The sequence below is a fragment of the Microbacterium marinilacus genome (genome assembly GCF_019753765.1).
Taxonomy (GTDB): Bacteria; Actinomycetota; Actinomycetes; order Actinomycetales; family Microbacteriaceae; genus Microbacterium; species Microbacterium marinilacus.
In genome coordinates this window covers 187565-203316 of record NZ_JAIJZW010000004.1, presented here as the reverse complement: position 1 = coordinate 203316, position 15752 = coordinate 187565, and the positions used below count along the sequence as shown (strand labels likewise).

Annotated in this window: 16 protein-coding genes; 6 read left to right on the top strand and 10 right to left on the bottom strand. The window is 71.7% G+C overall.

Annotated features, from left to right (window positions below; translation table 11 throughout):
* Nucleotides 1–18 precede the first annotated feature (18 nt).
* The 3 genes from K5S26_RS08705 to hrcA all read right to left on the bottom strand — a co-directional run bounded on the left by K5S26_RS08705 (nucleotide 19) and on the right by hrcA (nucleotide 2990).
* Nucleotides 19–750 carry a 16S rRNA (uracil(1498)-N(3))-methyltransferase gene (locus K5S26_RS08705; protein WP_221857587.1) on the bottom strand — a complete coding sequence of 244 codons (732 nt, stop codon included), beginning with the start codon at nucleotides 748–750 and terminating at the stop codon, nucleotides 19–21.
* Nucleotides 751–756: 6 nt separating this feature from the next.
* On the bottom strand, nucleotides 757–1869 hold the full coding sequence (gene dnaJ, locus K5S26_RS08700) for a molecular chaperone DnaJ (protein WP_221857586.1): 1113 nt from the start codon (nucleotides 1867–1869) through the stop codon (nucleotides 757–759).
* A gap of 80 nt (nucleotides 1870–1949) precedes the next feature.
* Nucleotides 1950–2990 (bottom strand): heat-inducible transcriptional repressor HrcA, encoded by a 1041-nt coding sequence (hrcA, locus tag K5S26_RS08695; protein ID WP_221857585.1) that lies wholly within the window; start codon nucleotides 2988–2990, stop codon nucleotides 1950–1952.
* Between the two features lie 139 nt (nucleotides 2991–3129).
* Between hrcA and K5S26_RS08690 the strand changes: the two genes are divergently transcribed.
* The gene (locus K5S26_RS08690) at nucleotides 3130–3765 is read left to right on the top strand and encodes an SRPBCC family protein (RefSeq protein WP_246603785.1); all 636 of its coding nucleotides are present in this window, start codon (nucleotides 3130–3132) and stop codon (nucleotides 3763–3765) included.
* Nucleotides 3762–4442, top strand: a complete 681-nt coding sequence (locus K5S26_RS08685) for a DUF4166 domain-containing protein (protein ID WP_308122853.1) — start codon at nucleotides 3762–3764, stop codon at nucleotides 4440–4442. Before K5S26_RS08690 ends, K5S26_RS08685 begins: the two co-directional genes overlap by 4 nt.
* A 34-nt stretch (nucleotides 4443–4476) precedes the next feature.
* Here the strand turns inward: K5S26_RS08685 and hemW are convergent, their stop codons facing one another.
* The 3 genes from hemW to lepA are packed head-to-tail and all read right to left on the bottom strand — an operon-like array spanning nucleotide 4477 to nucleotide 8252.
* Entirely contained in the window at nucleotides 4477–5694 is a 1218-nt protein-coding gene (gene hemW / locus K5S26_RS08680; protein WP_221857584.1) for a radical SAM family heme chaperone HemW, read from the bottom strand.
* A 13-nt stretch (nucleotides 5695–5707) separates the two neighbouring features.
* Nucleotides 5708–6361, bottom strand: a complete 654-nt coding sequence (locus K5S26_RS08675; RefSeq protein ID WP_221857583.1) for a DUF1990 domain-containing protein — start codon at nucleotides 6359–6361, stop codon at nucleotides 5708–5710.
* A 46-nt stretch (nucleotides 6362–6407) separates the two neighbouring features.
* Nucleotides 6408–8252 carry a translation elongation factor 4 gene (gene lepA, locus K5S26_RS08670; RefSeq protein ID WP_221857582.1) on the bottom strand — a complete coding sequence of 615 codons (1845 nt, stop codon included), beginning with the start codon at nucleotides 8250–8252 and terminating at the stop codon, nucleotides 6408–6410.
* A gap of 87 nt (nucleotides 8253–8339) precedes the next feature.
* Here lepA and K5S26_RS08665 point away from each other — a divergent pair, with 87 nt between their 5' ends.
* Nucleotides 8340–9086 carry an alpha/beta fold hydrolase gene (locus K5S26_RS08665; RefSeq protein WP_221857581.1) on the top strand — a complete coding sequence of 249 codons (747 nt, stop codon included), beginning with the start codon at nucleotides 8340–8342 and terminating at the stop codon, nucleotides 9084–9086.
* Nucleotides 9087–9193: 107 nt separating this feature from the next.
* Nucleotides 9194–9454, top strand: a complete 261-nt coding sequence (rpsT, locus tag K5S26_RS08660) for a 30S ribosomal protein S20 (RefSeq protein WP_221857580.1) — start codon at nucleotides 9194–9196, stop codon at nucleotides 9452–9454.
* A gap of 56 nt (nucleotides 9455–9510) precedes the next feature.
* Here rpsT and K5S26_RS08655 read toward each other — a convergent pair whose 3' ends face one another.
* Complete coding sequence (locus tag K5S26_RS08655) at nucleotides 9511–9918, bottom strand: MerR family transcriptional regulator (RefSeq protein ID WP_221857579.1); 408 nt, start codon at nucleotides 9916–9918, stop codon at nucleotides 9511–9513.
* Between the two features lie 122 nt (nucleotides 9919–10040).
* Here K5S26_RS08655 and K5S26_RS08650 point away from each other — a divergent pair, with 122 nt between their 5' ends.
* Complete coding sequence (locus K5S26_RS08650) at nucleotides 10041–10766, top strand: SDR family oxidoreductase (protein WP_221857578.1); 726 nt, start codon at nucleotides 10041–10043, stop codon at nucleotides 10764–10766.
* Nucleotides 10767–10833: 67 nt separating this feature from the next.
* Here the strand turns inward: K5S26_RS08650 and holA are convergent, their stop codons facing one another.
* Complete coding sequence (gene holA, locus K5S26_RS08645) at nucleotides 10834–11892, bottom strand: DNA polymerase III subunit delta (RefSeq protein ID WP_221857577.1); 1059 nt, start codon at nucleotides 11890–11892, stop codon at nucleotides 10834–10836.
* A 68-nt stretch (nucleotides 11893–11960) separates the two neighbouring features.
* Nucleotides 11961–12449 carry a MarR family winged helix-turn-helix transcriptional regulator gene (locus K5S26_RS08640; protein ID WP_221857576.1) on the bottom strand — a complete coding sequence of 163 codons (489 nt, stop codon included), beginning with the start codon at nucleotides 12447–12449 and terminating at the stop codon, nucleotides 11961–11963.
* 105 nt (nucleotides 12450–12554) lie between these two features.
* On the opposite strand from K5S26_RS08640, the gene K5S26_RS08635 reads away from it, so the two are divergent.
* Entirely contained in the window at nucleotides 12555–13340 is a 786-nt protein-coding gene (locus tag K5S26_RS08635) for an SDR family NAD(P)-dependent oxidoreductase (protein ID WP_221857575.1), read from the top strand.
* Between the two features lie 54 nt (nucleotides 13341–13394).
* Here K5S26_RS08635 and K5S26_RS08630 read toward each other — a convergent pair whose 3' ends face one another.
* Nucleotides 13395–15680, bottom strand: a complete 2286-nt coding sequence (locus K5S26_RS08630; protein WP_246603784.1) for a ComEC/Rec2 family competence protein — start codon at nucleotides 15678–15680, stop codon at nucleotides 13395–13397.
* Nucleotides 15681–15752: the final 72 nt, after the last annotated feature.

The following is a 15752-nucleotide window of genomic DNA, read 5'->3' as shown; positions in this document are numbered from 1 at the left end:
CCAGTCTATCCGCGTGCCTCACCAGCGGCCCAGCCGCGCGTTGACCAGCGCGAGCGCCGCCGGCCCCGCCGTGGACGTGCGCAGCACGGTGTCGCCGAGACGCACCGGCGTCGCTCCCTCGCCGACCAGGCGTTCGAGCTCGTCCGGGGCGATGCCGCCCTCGGGGCCGACCACGAGCAGGATCGATGCCGCGCCCTCCAGGCCCACCGCCGACAGGCGTACCTCCGCCGTCGGGTCCAGCACGAGCATCCGACTCGACGACGCCCGCCTGACGAGCTCCGTGGTCGTCTCGACCGGCACGACCTCGGGCAGCCAGGCGCGGTGCGCCTGCTTCGCCGCCTCGCGCACGATGGTCGCCCACCGCGCGCGCCCCTTCTCCGCCTTCGGCCCCTCCCATCGGGAGACGCTGCGCGCGGCCTGCCACGGCACGATCTCGTCGACGCCCAGCTCGGTCGCCGCCTGGACGGCGAGCTCGTCGCGGTCGCCCTTCGCGAGCGCCTGCGCCAACGCGATCCGCGGCGCGGGGGCGGGCTCGTCCCGCCGCCCGGCGATCCGCACGAGCACCTCGCGGGCGGCCACGCTCTCGCACGCGCCGTCGAGCCAGACGCCGCGTCCGTCGGTGACCGTGACGGCCTCGCCCACCCGCACGCGACGGACGTTCGCCGCGTGATGCGCCTCCGCACCGGTGAGGGCGAGGACGTCGCCGGCGGCGACGTCTCCCGCCGCCGGATCGATGAAGTGCAGCGCCACGGCGGCCTACGCGCCCCGGAAGCGATCGCGCAGCTTCGAGAACAGCCCCTGGTGGAACTCCGCGAGGTGCGGTCTCGGCGCCTTCGTGCGCTTCGCGAGCTCCTCGACGAGCGCGCGCTCCTTGGCGTCCAGACGGGTCGGCGTCACGACGTGCACGCCGACCCGCAGGTCGCCGCGCTTCGAGCTGCGCAGGCCGGTGATGCCGCGGTCGGCGATCGTGAGCACGTCGCCGCCCTGCACGCCTGCCCGCAGCTCGAGGTCGACGGTTCCGTCGAGCGCCTCGATCGTCGTCGTGGCGCCGAGGATCGCGTCGGTCATCGATACCTCGAGGGTCGCCAGGAGGTCGTCGCCGTCCCGGCTGAACACGGGGTGCGGGTTCACCTGCACCTCGATGTAGAGATCGCCGTTCGGCCCGCCGGCCGGCCCCACCTCGCCCGACCCGGGCAGCTGGAGGCGCAGGCCCGACTCGACGCCGGCCGGGATGTCGACCGACACCGTCCGGCGCGAGCGGACGCGGCCCTGACCGCCGCAGGTGGCGCACGGGTGCGGGATCGTCGTGCCGTAGCCCTGGCATGCGCCGCAGGGCTGCTGCGTGACCACGTTGCCGAGCAGGCTGCGCACCTGCCGCTGCACGAACCCGGCGCCGCCGCAGATCTCGCAGCGCTCCGGACTCGTGCCCGGCTGGCAGCACGATCCCTGGCAGGTCTCGCAGAGCACCGCCGTGTCCACCTCGAGATCCCGGTGCACGCCGAAGATCACGTCGCCGAGCTCGAGCGTCACGCGGACGAGCGCGTCCTGTCCCCGCTCCCGCCTCGACCGTGGCCGCCCGGCGCGCGGCCCGCCGCCTCCGCCGAAGAACGTCTCGAAGATGTCGCCGAAGCCGCCGAAGCCGCCGCCTCCGCCGAACATCCCCTCGTCGCCGCCCATGTCGTAGCGGCGCCGCTTCTCGTCGTCGCTCAGCACCTCGTAGGCGTGGGTGACGAGCTTGAACCGCTCCGCCGCCTCCTCGCTCGGGTTGACGTCGGGATGCAGCTGGCGTGCCAGCCTGCGGTACGCCTTCTTGATCTCGTCGGACGTCGCCTCACGCGACACTCCGAGCACCTCGTAGTGGTCAGCCACACTCGCCTTTCCTCGGGTCGGGCACGATCTCGCCGCACCCTCCCCGTCCTGACATCCGTACCGGTCGGATCCGGATCCTCTTACCGGTGGTTCTCGTCTTCTTCCAGCAGCCGCGTCAGGTATCGCGCCACTGCGCGAGCCGCCGCCAGGTTGCTCGGGTAGTCCATCCGGGTCGGGCCCATCAGACCGACCCGCGCCCTGCCCACGCCCGCCTCGTAGTCGCTCGCGATGATCGACGCCTCGGTCAGACCGAAGGCGTCGTTCTCGCGCCCGATGCTCGCCGACAGCCCGTGCTCGTCCGCCGCCATCTCCGACATGAGCCGGAGCAGCGTCACCTGCTCCTCGATGGCCTCGAGCAGAGGGTGGATGCTGCCGCGGAAGTCGTGCTCGCGCTTCGCGAGCGTCGCCGCCCCCGCCATCACCAGGCGGTCCTGGCGGAACTCGTCGAGCTCCTCGCCGACGACGCTCGCGAGCGCCAGCAGCGCCTCGTCGAGGGGCGAGCGGCCCGCGGCCGCCGCGGCGCGCAGCGCCTCGATGCGCTCGGACCCGATCCGCACCGAACGACCGGTGACGAGAGCCGAGAGCTGCGCGCGGAGCACCGCGACATCCTCGTCCTGGAGGCCCGCCGGACGGACGGTCAGCCGCTGCGAGACACGACCCGTGTCGGTGACCATGATCACGATCATCCGGGCGGCGTCCAGCGCGACGAGTTCGACGTGCGTCACGTTGGCGGAGGCGAAGGAAGGGTATTGGACGAGCGCCACCTGCCCTGTGAGCTGCGTCAGAAGCCTGACCGTGCGCACGAGCAGGTCATCCAGGTCGGAGGGATCGCCGAGGAACGTCGAGATCGCGGAGCGCTGCGCCGTCGACAGCGGCCGGAGCTCCGCGAGGTGATCGACGAAGACGCGATACCCCTTGTCGGTGGGCACCCGCCCCGAGGAGGTGTGCGGTGCCGCGATCAGGTCCTCGTCCTCGAGCAGCGCCATGTCGTTGCGGATCGTCGCCGCCGACACCCCGAATGCGTGGCGCTCGACGATCGACTTGCTGCCGACGGGCTCGTGCGTGTCGACGTAGTCCTGCACGATCGCGCGCAGCACCTGCAGTCCTCGTTCCGTGACCATCGCACCTCCCCGAACGACCTAGGGCCCCCTGGCACTCGTGACTTCTGAGTGCCAATCTTAGCGAGGATCGGGCCGTCGCGCGGCCTGGACGCGCGTCGCCGCCGCGAGCGTCGATAGAGTTCGAGGCCGGGAGGGACGCATGGGCCGAGGCCGTCGACGCGCACGCGCGCTGTACGTCGAGACGCTCATCCGCGCGGACATCGAGCTCGTCTGGCGGCTGACGCAGGATCCACGGCTGCACCCCCGGTGGGACCTGCGCTTCAGCGCGATCATTCCCGTGGCGGTGGACGAGCACGGACGCACCCGGTTCCGCTACGAACGGGCCCTGCCCTCGCGCGCGCTGCCGCTGCACCGCATCACCGGCACGGGCGTGTCGATCGGCGAACGCCTTCGAGACGACGGAACGCGCACGTCCGCGCTCGCCTTCGACACCCAGGACCCGCTCTCTCCGCTCCGGCGTGGGCGCGGCTACTGGCGGTACGTGCCCACCGCCGATGGAGTCCGTTTCATCACCGGCTACGACTACGCGCCGGGGTTCGGGGCGCTTCCCGATCTCGTGCTGCGACCGTTCATCCTCTGGATGACGGCGTGGAGCTTCGATCGGCTGCGCATCTGGGCGGAGACCGGTCAGGAGCCGGAGCACTGGGGTCCCGCCACCGTGCTGGCGTGGTGGCGCACCGGGCGGCCCCGCGCGGGTCGATGCCGGACGGCGCCTCCCGCCGCCGGGGCGATGGCGGAAGCGCCTGCCACGCTCGAGGGGCTGGACGCGTCGTGACGTCCGACGGGATGTTCCGCGCGGCCCTCGGACCGGCGTTCGACCGGCTGCATCCCATGCTGCAGCGGCGCTTCGGCGTCTCTCTCGCGGCCGGCTATTCATGTGTGGGACGCGGCACCATGACGCGGATCCGACGCGGTCCCTGGTGGACCGTGCCCTTCCTGCAGTTCGGCCGCGTGCGCCGCATCCTCGTCGCAGACACCGGCGACGACGTCCCGTTCCTGATCGAGAACTACCCGTATCGCGACCCCTTCGGACGGGAGACGGTGACGTTCGTGCGCGAGTATCGGGCCCGCCGCAGGCCGGCCCGCTTCGACGCGACGATGGTCTTCGACCCGAGCCGCGGCATCATCGTGGACTATCTCGGCACGCACCAGCACCTGGCGGTCGACCTCGAGCTCGACGTGGACGGCTCAGGCGGACTCGTGCTGAGGTCCGGCGCCCAGCGCTTCTACGAAGGGCCGATCGCGTTCCGCTTCCCGATGCTGTTCTCCGGGTACGCAGAACTTCATGAGCGGTACGACGACGAGCGCGGCGCGTTCCATGTGCGACTCGAGGTGCGCAATCGCGTCTTCGGCTTCCTGTTCGGCTATGAGGGCTGGTTCACGTGCGAGTTCCCCGAGTGCGCGGACGCGCCGGAGCGTCTCAAGCCCCGACGCCACGAGAGGCGGCTCTGAGCCCGAGGTCGTCTTGTGCCCTGCCGAGAGCGGCTCACTGGGTCAGCGCGCGCACGACGGCGTCGGCGAGCAGGCGGCCCTTCAGGGTGAGCACGACCCGGCCTCGAACGGCGGAGGCCCCGTCCACGAGACCGTCGGCGACGAGGCCGGCGACGGCGCGCCGGGCGTCCACGCCGAGGGTGTCGGCCGCGAGTCCTTCGCGGATGCGGCTCTCCAGCAGGACGCGCTCGAGCGCCCGCGCGCCGTCGTCCGGAAGCTCTCGGCCGGCTGCCGGCGAGGCCCCGCTCGCCAGGCGCTGCGCATAGGCCGCGGGATGCTTCACGTTCCACCAGCGAAGACCGCCCACATGGCTGTGGGCGCCGGGGCCGAACCCCCACCAGTCGGTGCCACGCCAGTAGGCGAGGTTGTGCCGCGATCGGTGCACCTCGCCCCGTGCCCAGTTGCTGACCTCGTACCAGTCGAAGCCGGCGGCGCCGAGCCGCGCGTCCGCGAGCTCGTACATGTCCGCCTGCAGGTCGTCGTCGGGCGCCGGCACCTCGCCGCGCTTGATCTGCCGCGCGAGCTTCGTGCCGTCCTCGATGATGAGCGCATACGCGGAGATGTGATCCGAATCGAGCGCGAGCGCCGACTCGAGCGAGTCCTCCCAGTCGGCGAGGGTCTCCCCCGGTGCGCCGTAGATCAGATCGACGCTGACGTCGAGACCGGCGTCGCGCGCGGCGTCCACGGCGGTGCGGACGTTCGCGGGCGAGTGCGTGCGGTCGAGCGCGGCGAGCACGTGCGGCACGGACGACTGCATGCCCACCGACATCCGCGTGACGCCCGCCGCGGCGAGCTCGCGCGCGACGGCGGGCGTCACCGTGTCGGGGTTCGCCTCGACCGTCACCTCCGCGTCCGGTGCGACGCCGAACGCCGAGCGCACGCCGTCCAGCATCCGGCCCAGGTCGCCGGCGGGAAGCAGCGTGGGGGTGCCGCCGCCGAAGAAGACCGTGCTCGCGGGGCGCAGGGCGTCCGCGTCCGCCATCACCTGGCGGGCGAGCGAGACCTCGTGCAGAAGGGTGTCGGCGTACTCGTCCTGCCGGGCGCCTCGCAGCTCGCTCGACGTGTACGTGTTGAAGTCGCAGTATCCGCAGCGCACGCGGCAGAACGGCACGTGCAGGTACACACTGAAGTCGACGTCCGCCGCGGAGCGGAGACCGGCGGGCAGGCGCCCGTCGGCGGGAGCCGGGTCTCCCAGGGGAAGGGGGCCGGCCATCAGCAGCCGGCCATCAGGTGCCGGGCGTGGCGAACAGCGGTGAGATCGCGCGCAGGTAACCGGCGAAGAGCGCCTTGCGGCGGCGGCGCACGATTCCGCGGAAGAGGCGGTGGAGCAGACCGACAGGGCGGTCGAACGCCTTCACCGTGAACCACACCTCGTCGTTGTCGCGCCACTCGACCATGAACGACTCCTCGCCGCTCACGACGGAGCCGCCGACCGTGCCCAGCGCGAACCCGATGCGGCGCGCCTCCTCGATCACGAAGATGACACGGAGCTCCGCGTCGGCACGCATGCCGCCCACGCGGCCGTGCACGCGGAGCGTCGTCCCGGGCCCCGCGTACGGCGTGCCCTCGGCGTCGTAGTGCTGGTCGGCCTCGAGACGGGAAGGCGCGACGGCGTTTCCGTCGCCGTCGAAGCTCACGCCCGAGTAGGCGGGCCCCGGGGCGGGGCGCACATCGGTCACCGTCAGGCCGGCCCCCTTCAGGGCGCCCCACGACAGCAGTGCGTCACCCGCGGTGCGGAACCGTTCCTCTCCACTGCCGATCCGCCACGAATCGGCCGCGGGGAGGCTGTGCTCCGGCGGGTATTGCAGCAGGTCGTGCGCCTGAGTGGCGCCGACCGCCGCATAGTCGACCGTCTCGTCCTGGAAGGTGCCGCGACGCATGTGCTCCAGCCTACGTTCTTAGCCTGACGGGCAGTGCCAGCCTCGACTACTTGGCAGCCTCGACGTCGCCCGACAGTGCCGCGATGAACGCGTTCTGGGGCACCTCGACGCGACCGACCATCTTCATCCGCTTCTTGCCTTCCTTCTGCTTCTCGAGCAGCTTGCGCTTGCGGGTGATGTCGCCGCCGTAGCACTTGGCGAGCACGTCCTTGCGGATGGCGCGGATGTTCTCACGCGCGATGATGCGCGCCCCGATCGCCGCCTGGATCGGCACCTCGAACTGCTGCCGCGGGATGAGCTTGCGCAGCCGCTCGGTCATCGTCGTGCCGTACGCGTAGGCCTTCTCGCGGTGGACGATCGCGCTGAAGGCGTCGACCCGATCGCCCTGCAGCAGGATGTCGACCTTCACCAGGTCGGCCTCCTGGCGCCCGGCGGGCTCGTAGTCCAGGCTCGCGTAGCCCTGCGTGCGGCTCTTCAGCTGATCGAAGAAGTCGAACACGATCTCGCCGAGCGGCATCGTGTACTTCAGCTCGACGCGCTGCTCGGACAGGTAGTCCATGCCGAGCAGGGTGCCGCGACGCGTCTGGCAGAGATCCATGATCGTGCCGACGTAGTCCTTGGGGGCGAGGATCGACGCCTTCACGATCGGCTCGGTGACGCCGTTGATCTTGCCGTCGGGGTACTCGCTCGGGTTCGTCACCACGATCGTCTCGTTCGTCTCCGTCGTGACCTCGTAGATCACGCTCGGTGCCGTCGTGATGAGGTCGAGCCCGAACTCGCGCTCGAGTCGCTCGGTGATGATCTCGAGGTGCAACAGGCCGAGGAACCCGCAGCGGAAGCCGAAGCCGAGGGCCACGGACGTCTCCGGCTCGTAGGCGAGCGACGCGTCCGACAGCTTGAGCTTGTCGAGGGCCTCGCGCAGGTCCGGATAGTCGCTGGCGTCGATCGGGTACAGGCCCGAGTACACCATCGGCTTGGGGTCGACATAACCGGCCAGCGCCTGCGTCGCGGGCGTGCGGGCTCCCGTCACGGTGTCGCCGACCTTCGACTGGCGGACGTCCTTCACGCCCGTGATCAGGTAGCCGACCTCGCCGACGCCCAGTCCCTTCGAGGGCACCGGCTCGGGCGACGAGACGCCGATCTCCAGCAGATCGTGCGTCGCGCGCGTCGACATCATCTGGATGCGCTCGCGCGGCGACAGCGTGCCGTCGATCATGCGCACGTACGTCACCACTCCGCGGTACGCGTCGTACACGGAGTCGAAGATCATCGCGCGCGCCGGGGCGTCGGCATCGCCCTTCGGTGCGGGGATCTCGGCCACAAGGCGGTCGAGGAGCTCCTCGACGCCCTCGCCGGTCTTTCCCGACACGCGCAGGACATCGTCCGGGCTGCCGCCGATCAGGTCGGCGAGCTCCTTCGCGAACCGCTCCGGATCCGCTGCGGGCAGGTCGATCTTGTTGAGCACCGGGATGATCGTCAAATCGTTCTCGAGCGCCAGATACAGGTTCGCGAGCGTCTGCGCCTCGATGCCCTGCGCGGCGTCCACCAACAGGATCGCGCCCTCGCACGCGGCCAGCGACCGCGACACCTCGTACGTGAAGTCGACGTGGCCCGGGGTGTCGATCATGTTCAGCGCGAACGCGTGGCCGTCCTGCTCCCACGGCATGCGCACGGCCTGCGACTTGATCGTGATGCCGCGCTCGCGCTCGATGTCCATGCGGTCGAGGTACTGGGCGCGCATGTCGCGATCGGCCACCGCGCCGGTGATCTGCAGCATCCGATCGGCCAGCGTCGACTTGCCGTGGTCGATGTGGGCGATGATGCAGAAGTTCCGGATGCGCTCGGGGGGCGTCGCGGCGGGCTCGAGCGGCGAAGAGGCACGGGGAGACATGTCCGTCCGATTCTACGGTGCCGCGACTCGAAGGCTCGAACCGTGTCTCCGAGCCCGCGCGCGAGCGTCCCGGCTAGCGTGAGGCGCATGACTGTGCAGGTCGTGCTCGTCCACGGCATCAGGACCTCCGCGACGATGTGGCGCGCGCAGCTGGAGCACCTCGAGGCGAGAGGCGTGGCCGCGCGGGCGATCGACCTGCCGGGCCACGGCACGCGCATCGCGGAGGTGTTCACCCTGGACAGCGCGCTCGATGCGATCGATGCCGCCGTGCGCGACGCCGCCGACCGCGGACCGGTGCTCCTCGTGGGGCATTCGCTCGGCGGCCTGATCTGCACCGAGTACGCGGGCGCGCCGACGCCGCCCCCTGTCGCCGGGTTCGTCGCGACCTCCTGCACCGCGATCCCGCGCGGGCTCGGTCTGCGCCTGTATCGGACGCTCGCTGCGGGCTTCAACGCCCTGCCCGGTCGCGGGCGCTGGCTGACCGAGCGCGTGCTGCGGGCGACGCTGCCCGTCGAGACCCGCGCCGACTTCGGCGCGGGCGGCTACGCCTATCTCGCGCAGGACACCGCTCTGCGCAGCCTGTCGGTGCTCGATCTGGTCGCCGCCCTGCGACGGATCCGGGTGCCGCTGTGGTTCGTGAACGGGCAATGGGATCAGCTGCGCCTCCACGAGCGGCTGTTCCTGCGCCTCGCGCCGCACGCCGAGCTCGTCGTCGTCCCGCGCGCGACGCATCTGGTCACCGCCATGCGACCGGAGGCGTTCAACGCCGCGCTCGATCTCGCGGTCGCCGTCGTAGCCGACACCGCAGACAACGGTCGGGGCCCGACCTGCTAGACTCGGTCCTTGGCTTGCGTGTGGGGTCTCCCACACCCGTCGTGCGACACCCCTCTCTTGTCAATCGACATCGTCCGAACAACCTCTGAACGAAAGTCCTCTGACACGTGGCAAACATCAAGTCGCAGATCAAGCGCAACAAGACCAACGAGAAGGCGCGCGAGCGCAACAAGGCGGTCAAGAGCGAGCTGAAGTCGGTCGTCCGTCGCACCCGCGAGGCCGTGGCCGCCGGCGACAAGGCGGCCGCCGAGGCCGCTCTGGTCAAGGCCGGCAAGAAGCTCGACAAGGCCGTGAGCAAGGGCGTCATCCACAAGAACCAGGCGGCGAACCGCAAGTCGGCCATCGCCAAGAAGGTCGCCGCTCTCTGAGCCGAGTCCTCCACGAGAAAGGCCCGTCCCGATAAGGGGCGGGCCTTTCTCGTCGGTCACAGCACCGCCGCGGGCACGTACTCGGACCAGGCGGGGTCGCGAAGACCCGGGCAGTGCTCCTCGCTGGGGTGCTGCGCGTGATCGATGACGCGGTCCAGGGCGTCGCGGGCCGCAGCGAGATCGGCGATCGCGGCGGTGATGCGGTCGCGTTCGCTCGTCAGCAGCGCCATCGCCTCCGCCGACCCGTGTCCGGTGTCCACGCAGGGCAGGATCTGCCCGATGGTGCGGCTCTTGAGCCCCGCCGCGAAGAATCGCTGGATGAGGCGCACGCGCTCGACCGCCGCGTCCGCGTACGTGCGCTGCCCGCTCGGGGTGCGCCGGGACGTCAGCAGCCCCTGCTCCTCGTAGTACCGCAAGGCCCGACTGCTGACTCCCGCCTGTGCGGCGAGGTCTCCGATGCGCATGGTCTCTGTCCTCTGCTGGCGAACGAACTTGCCCTTGACGTTAGCGTCAGGTTTTAGCGTAGTCCGCGCCGTCGGCCACCGGCCGGATCAACGGCACTCACTCACGCAGCAGGAAGCAGCGCATGAACAACATCACCGACCAGACCGCCCTGGTGACCGGCTCGAACCGCGGCATCGGACGCCAGTTCGTCCTCGAGCTCCTGGAACGCGGGGCGCGCAAGGTCTACGCCACGGCGCGGCGCGTCGAGACCGTCGACTTCGACGACGAGCGCGTCGTCCCGCTGCAGCTCGACCTGCTCGACCCCGCCACGATCGCCGCCGCCGCCGAGAACGCGCCGGACGTCACCCTCCTGATCAACAACGCAGGCGTCTCCACGGGAACCCGGCTCGCCGTGGGCGACCTCGACGGAGTCCGCCGCGAGATGGACACGCACTTCTGGGGCACGCTGCGGGTGATCCGCGCCTTCAGCCCGGTGCTCGCGCGCAACGGCGGCGGCGCGATCGCGAACGTGCTCTCCGCGCTGTCGTGGTTCTCGACGCCGGGATCCGGCGCATACTCTGCCGCGAAGGCCGCGGAGTGGAACATGACCAACGCCATGAGGCTCGAGCTCGCCGAACAGGGCACCTTCGTGCAGGGAGTGCTGCTCGGCGCCGCCGACACCGATCTCTCCGCGGGCTACGACGGCGCGAAGATCGACCCGCGCGACGTTCCTCGCAAGGCGCTGGACGGCCTCGCCTCAGGGGAGATCGAGGTCATCGTGGACGACTGGACGGCCATGGTGAAGCAGTCGCTCGCCGGCGACCCGTCGACGTTCTACGAGCGCATGCGCGTCCTGCTCGAGGGCTGACCGTCGCCAGGGGCTCGCCTCGGCGCTGACCTCGCCGCGGCGAGCCTCCACGACCCGCCGGCCCCGGTCACTCGCCGAAAGGACGGCGCGTGGCGATCACGGCGATCATGCGCTCGAGCGCGAACACCGGGTCGCGCGAGGCGCCCTTGACCTCGGCGTCCGCACGCGCGGTCGCCTGGATCGCCAGCCCGAGGCTCGACTGCGTCCAGCCCACCAGGTCCCGCTTCGCACGGTCGACCTGCCAGTCCTTCATCCCGAGCCGCGCGGCGAGGGCACGCGCGGGCTCGCGGGAACCGGCGACCTTGGCCATCGTCCGCAGCTTCATCGCGAAGGCTGCGACGATCGGCACCGGGTCCGCTCCGGACGCGAGCGCGTGCCGAAGACCCACGAGAGCCTCTCCGTAGCGGCCCGCGATGGCGGTGTCGGCCACCGCGAACGCGTTCGTCTCCACGCGACCGCCGTAGTACCGCGCGACGATCTCCTCGGTGATGTCGCCGTCGACGTCCGAGATCAGCTGCTGACACGCCGCCGCGAGCTCGGTCAGGTCGTCGGCGAACGCCGAGAGCAGTGCCTGCAGAGCACGTGGGGCGATCCGGCGGTCTGCGGCCTTGAACTCGCCCGCCGCGAAGTCGTGCCGGTCGGCGTCGCGCTTCACAGCGGCGCACGGCACCTCGACTCCCCCGCCGACGCCCGAGCGGATCGCGTCCAGCAGCTTCTTGCCGCGGACGGTAGCCCCGGTGTGCCGGAGCACGACGGTCGCGCCGTCCTGGGGGTGCTCGATGTAGGCCAGCGCCTCGGCGAGGAATGCGTCCGAGCACTTCTCGACGCCGGAGACCCGCACCAGGCGCGGCTCACCGAACAGCGAGGGCGCGGACACCGCCAGCAGCGTTCCGGACGTGTAGTCGTCGGCCCGGATGTCACTGATCTCGAGCGCCGGGTCCTCGGTCTTGAGGTAGTCGCGCACGCCGCCGATCGCACGCTCGGCGCAGACCTCTTCCGGCCCCGACACCAGCACGATGGGAGCCGGCCGCGGTGTCCGCCACGACACCTGCGGGATGGACGCCTTGGCTCCGCCCGATCGAGCCGACCCGCCGGAGCGGGACCGGGAAGCGGAAGCGGCTGCCATGCTGCCAGCCTACCGGCGCGGTCCGACAGTCATCGCGCGGCACGACGCCGGGCCCGCCTCGTCCAGGCTCACGCGCGAGGTCGCCAGCCCTGCTCGCTCCGGATCGCGCCATTGACGCGTCGGGCGCTCGCGCCCAGCTGCTGCGCCTGGGATCGCGACAGCGAGTCGAACACCAGTCTGCGCACGAGCGCGACGTGACCGGGCGCCGCACGACGCACGGCGTCCTGCCCCTGCTCCGTCAGCGACGCGACGTTGCTACGGCCATCGTGCGGGTCCGGCGCTCGGCGCACCCAGTCCTTGGCCTCCAGTCGCGCGACCGCGCGAGAGAGCCTCGAGAGCGTGCCGTTGGCGTAGCTCGCCAGCTCGCTGAGGCGGAGCGTGCCGCCCTCGGCCTGGGAGAGGGCGAAGAGCACGCCGAACTCGAAGTGGCTGATCTCCGAGTCGCGCTGCAGCTGGGCGTCGAGCACGGCCGGCAGCCATTCCAGCAGGGTCGCCAGCGTCGACCAGGTGTCGAGCTCTTCGGGGGTGAAGTCTTCCGGGTCCTCTTGGCGGGTCATATGGACGACCCTACCGAGAAACTTGCCTGAGCAACTAGATGTGCCTAGATTTGACTTGCTCAAGCAAGTAACTGACGCCCGGACGGGCAGAAGAGGAGAGGCCTCATGGACTATGGGCTGACCGGCAAGCGGGCGTTCGTCAGCGGCTCCACGCAGGGCATCGGGTATGCCGTCGCGAGGACGTGCGCGGCGGAGGGAGCCTCGGTCGTGCTCAACGGGCGCGACGCGCATCGGGTGGATCGGGCCGTCGATCGGCTGCGCGCCGAGCTGCCGGACGCCGACGTGTCCGGGATCGCCGCCGACTTCGCCGACGGCCGGGAGGTCCAGGCGCTCCTCGACGCGCTCGGACGGGTGGACGTCCTGGTCAACAACGTCGGGCTGTTCGGCGTCGAGCCGTTCATCGACACCGGCGACGACACCTGGCGGCGGTACTTCGAGGTCAACGTGATGAGCGGGGTGCGGTTGTCTCGCCGGCTGCTGCCGGCGATGCTGGCCGCAGGCTGGGGCCGCATCGTCTTCGTCGGCACCGAGTCCGCCGTGGACGTGCCGGGCGACATGGTGCACTACGGCGCGACCAAGGCGGCGGTGATGGCGCTGAGCAACGGGCTGGCGAAGCTCACCCGGGGCACGGGCGTCACCGTCAACACCGTGCTCGGCGGCCCCACGTACTCCGAGGGCGTGGCCGACACCGTCGAGAGGATCGCGGCCCTGCGTGGGACGTCGCCGGACGAGCTGAAGGCGGCGCTGGTGCGCGACACCTCGCTCCTCCAGCGCTTCATCGAGCCCGACGAGGTCGCCCACCTGGTCGCGTACCTCGCAAGCCCGGTCTCCTCGGCGACGAACGGCGCCGCGCTGCGAGCGGACGGCGGGGTGCTCACCACCCTCGTCTGAGCGGCCACCGCGACGACGACCGCAGCACGGAGGTCGTCGGCGCGGCGCTCCGCCCTACGGGGGATGCTCGCGCCAGACCACGAGCTCGCCGTCGTCCTCGGCGATCAGGATCAGGCCCGACTCGTCCGTTCGAGCGGTGGTGGCGCCGAGCGACGCGAGAAGCGTCAGGATCTCGGCACGCGGATGCCCGTAGTCGTTGTCCGCGCCAACGGTCACCAACGCCACGGTGGGTGCGAGCTCCGCATACAGCTGCGGCGCCTGGTCGGCGCTGCCGTGGTGCGCGACCTTCACCACTCGATAGGGCCCGGCGACGCGCGCCGTGCCGAGGAGAGCGGTCTGTGCCGACGCCGACAGGTCGCCGAGCAGGATGGTGCGAGGCACGTCCGGACCGGCGATCTCGATCACCACACTCGCGTCATTGCCCTCGCCGAACGCCGCCGATGCGGCGCGCGGCCAGAGGACCCGCCATTCGGCGCCGCCCAGCGTCCCCGTCATGCCCGCAGTCGCCAGCACGCGCTCGGCCTCGCCGAGGTCGTCGAGCGCCTGCCCCGCCGATGAGCGCGTCGCCGGACCGTGCAGCACGGTGGTGACGCGGTCGCGCAACGCGGCCGCGCCGCCCACGTGATCGAGGTCGAAGTGCGTCAGCACCAGCAGGTCGACATCGGCCACGCCGAGCCGCGCGAGGCAGGCGCCCAGCGCGGCCGGCTCCGGACCGGTGTCGATCACGGCGACGGCGCCGGCCGAGCGGATGACGAGCGCGTCTCCCTGCCCGACGTCGCACGCAGCGAGCGACCAGTCGGCGGGCACGGTGAGCGGCCCCGCCACGCCGCCGAGAGCCGAGACCCCCACGGCCACGCCGAGGCCGGCGGCGAGGGCACCCGAGATGACCCGCCGCAGTCTCCGCACCGACGAACGGGCCGTGTCGGTGTGGGCGAGCAGCACCGCGATCCCCGCTCCGGCCAGGGCGAGGAGGACCGCTCCCCCGAGCCCCGGCGGCCACACGAGACGCGCCCCGGGCATCCCGGCGAGCATCTGCGCCGTCTGCGCCACCCACGCGGAGGGCAGCCAGGCCAGACCCGCGAGCCCGTCGGCGAGCACGGGGATCGGTGCCGCGAGGCAGGCGGCGAGGCCCAGCACCGTCGCCAGGGGCGCCGCCGGTCCGGCCAGCAGGTTCGCGATGACGCCGTAGACGGGCACCTCCGGCGCCAGGAGGACCAGCACCGGGCCACAGGCGAGCTGGGCGGAGAGCGGCACGCTCAGCGCGAGCGCGAGCGGACCCGGCAGCCAGCGGCTGAGCCCCCGCGACAGCGGTCCGGCGAGCAGCAGCAGGGACCCCGTCGCCACCACCGACAGCACGAACCCATACGACGTCGCCAGCCAGGGGTCGGCCACGAGCAACGTCGTGGTCGCCAGCGCGAGCACGGACACGCCCGCGCCGGCGCGGCCCAGCACGATCGCGAGCAAGGCGATCGTCGCCATGGTCGCCGCCCGGACGACGCTCGGCTCCGGGGTGACGAGCACCACGAACCCCGACAGTGCAGCCAGCGCGACCCCGACGCGTGCACCTCGAGGCAGCCCCGCCAGTGCCGCGGCTCCGAAGGCGATCCCGACCACGAGCGCACAGTTGGCCCCGGAGACCGCGGTCAGGTGGGAGAGGGACGTCGCCTTCATCGCCGCGTCGAGCTCGTCGGAGACCGCGCGCGTGTCGCCCACCGAGAGCCCGGGCAGCAGCAGGGAGCCCGGAGCGGGCAGCGTCGACGAGCGTTCGACGAACGCGTCTCGGAGGCCCGCCGCGGCCCCCAGGAGCGCCGGTGGCGCGGCGCGCGCCTCCACCTCCCGCGCGAAGACGACGAGCACCGCGCGATCCCCGGCCCCGCCGGCCTGCGCGCTGCCGCGGGCGACCGCGGACGAGCCCAGATCGAGCTTCTCCCCCGTCGCCGCCTCCGCCGGCACGCTGACCGTCACGGGCACGGCGCCGCGCAACCTCTCGTCGCCACGGCGCACCTCCGACGCGTCGGCGTCGAACCACAGCGCCTCGCCTCGCCTCTCCACCTTCGACGTGACCGTCAGCTCGAGCTCGATCGTCCGTCCCCCGCTCCCGGCGAACTCCGCGGCGACGACGCGACCGGGCTGAGCCACAGCGACATGCGCCGCGGCGGCACCTGCCGCCACGCACGCGAGCACCGCGAGCCCGCACGCCTCGCGCCATGGGACCCGAGACCAGATCGCGAGGCCGGTCGCTATGAGAGCGGCGGCGGTGATCGCCACCCCGACGGAGATCGCCGGCGCGAGCACGCTCGCGAACGCCGCGACCCAGCACACCGCCCCGATCCCGACCATCCGCAGATCCCGTGGACCGGGACTGGCAGGCATCCGCTCCGCGCTCGACATGGCCCAAAGCTACGAAGCGAT

Excerpts from the sequence above, each read along its gene's own strand:
- holA (WP_221857577.1), bottom strand. The coding sequence starts at position 11,892 with ATGGCAGCCGCTTCCGCTTCCCGGTCCCGCTCCGGCGGGTCGGCTCGA.
- hrcA (WP_221857585.1), bottom strand. The coding sequence starts at position 2,990 with ATGGTCACGGAACGAGGACTGCAGGTGCTGCGCGCGATCGTGCAGGAC.
- K5S26_RS08630 (WP_246603784.1), bottom strand. The coding sequence starts at position 15,680 with ATGGTCGGGATCGGGGCGGTGTGCTGGGTCGCGGCGTTCGCGAGCGTG.
- K5S26_RS08655 (WP_221857579.1), bottom strand. The coding sequence starts at position 9,918 with ATGCGCATCGGAGACCTCGCCGCACAGGCGGGAGTCAGCAGTCGGGCC.
- K5S26_RS08635 (WP_221857575.1), top strand. The coding sequence starts at position 12,555 with ATGGACTATGGGCTGACCGGCAAGCGGGCGTTCGTCAGCGGCTCCACG.
- hemW (WP_221857584.1), bottom strand. The coding sequence starts at position 5,694 with ATGGCCGGCCCCCTTCCCCTGGGAGACCCGGCTCCCGCCGACGGGCGC.
- K5S26_RS08690 (WP_246603785.1), top strand. The coding sequence starts at position 3,130 with ATGGGCCGAGGCCGTCGACGCGCACGCGCGCTGTACGTCGAGACGCTC.
- K5S26_RS08640 (WP_221857576.1), bottom strand. The coding sequence starts at position 12,449 with ATGACCCGCCAAGAGGACCCGGAAGACTTCACCCCCGAAGAGCTCGAC.
- K5S26_RS08650 (WP_221857578.1), top strand. The coding sequence starts at position 10,041 with ATGAACAACATCACCGACCAGACCGCCCTGGTGACCGGCTCGAACCGC.
- K5S26_RS08665 (WP_221857581.1), top strand. The coding sequence starts at position 8,340 with ATGACTGTGCAGGTCGTGCTCGTCCACGGCATCAGGACCTCCGCGACG.
- K5S26_RS08675 (WP_221857583.1), bottom strand. The coding sequence starts at position 6,361 with ATGCGTCGCGGCACCTTCCAGGACGAGACGGTCGACTATGCGGCGGTC.
- lepA (WP_221857582.1), bottom strand. The coding sequence starts at position 8,252 with ATGTCTCCCCGTGCCTCTTCGCCGCTCGAGCCCGCCGCGACGCCCCCC.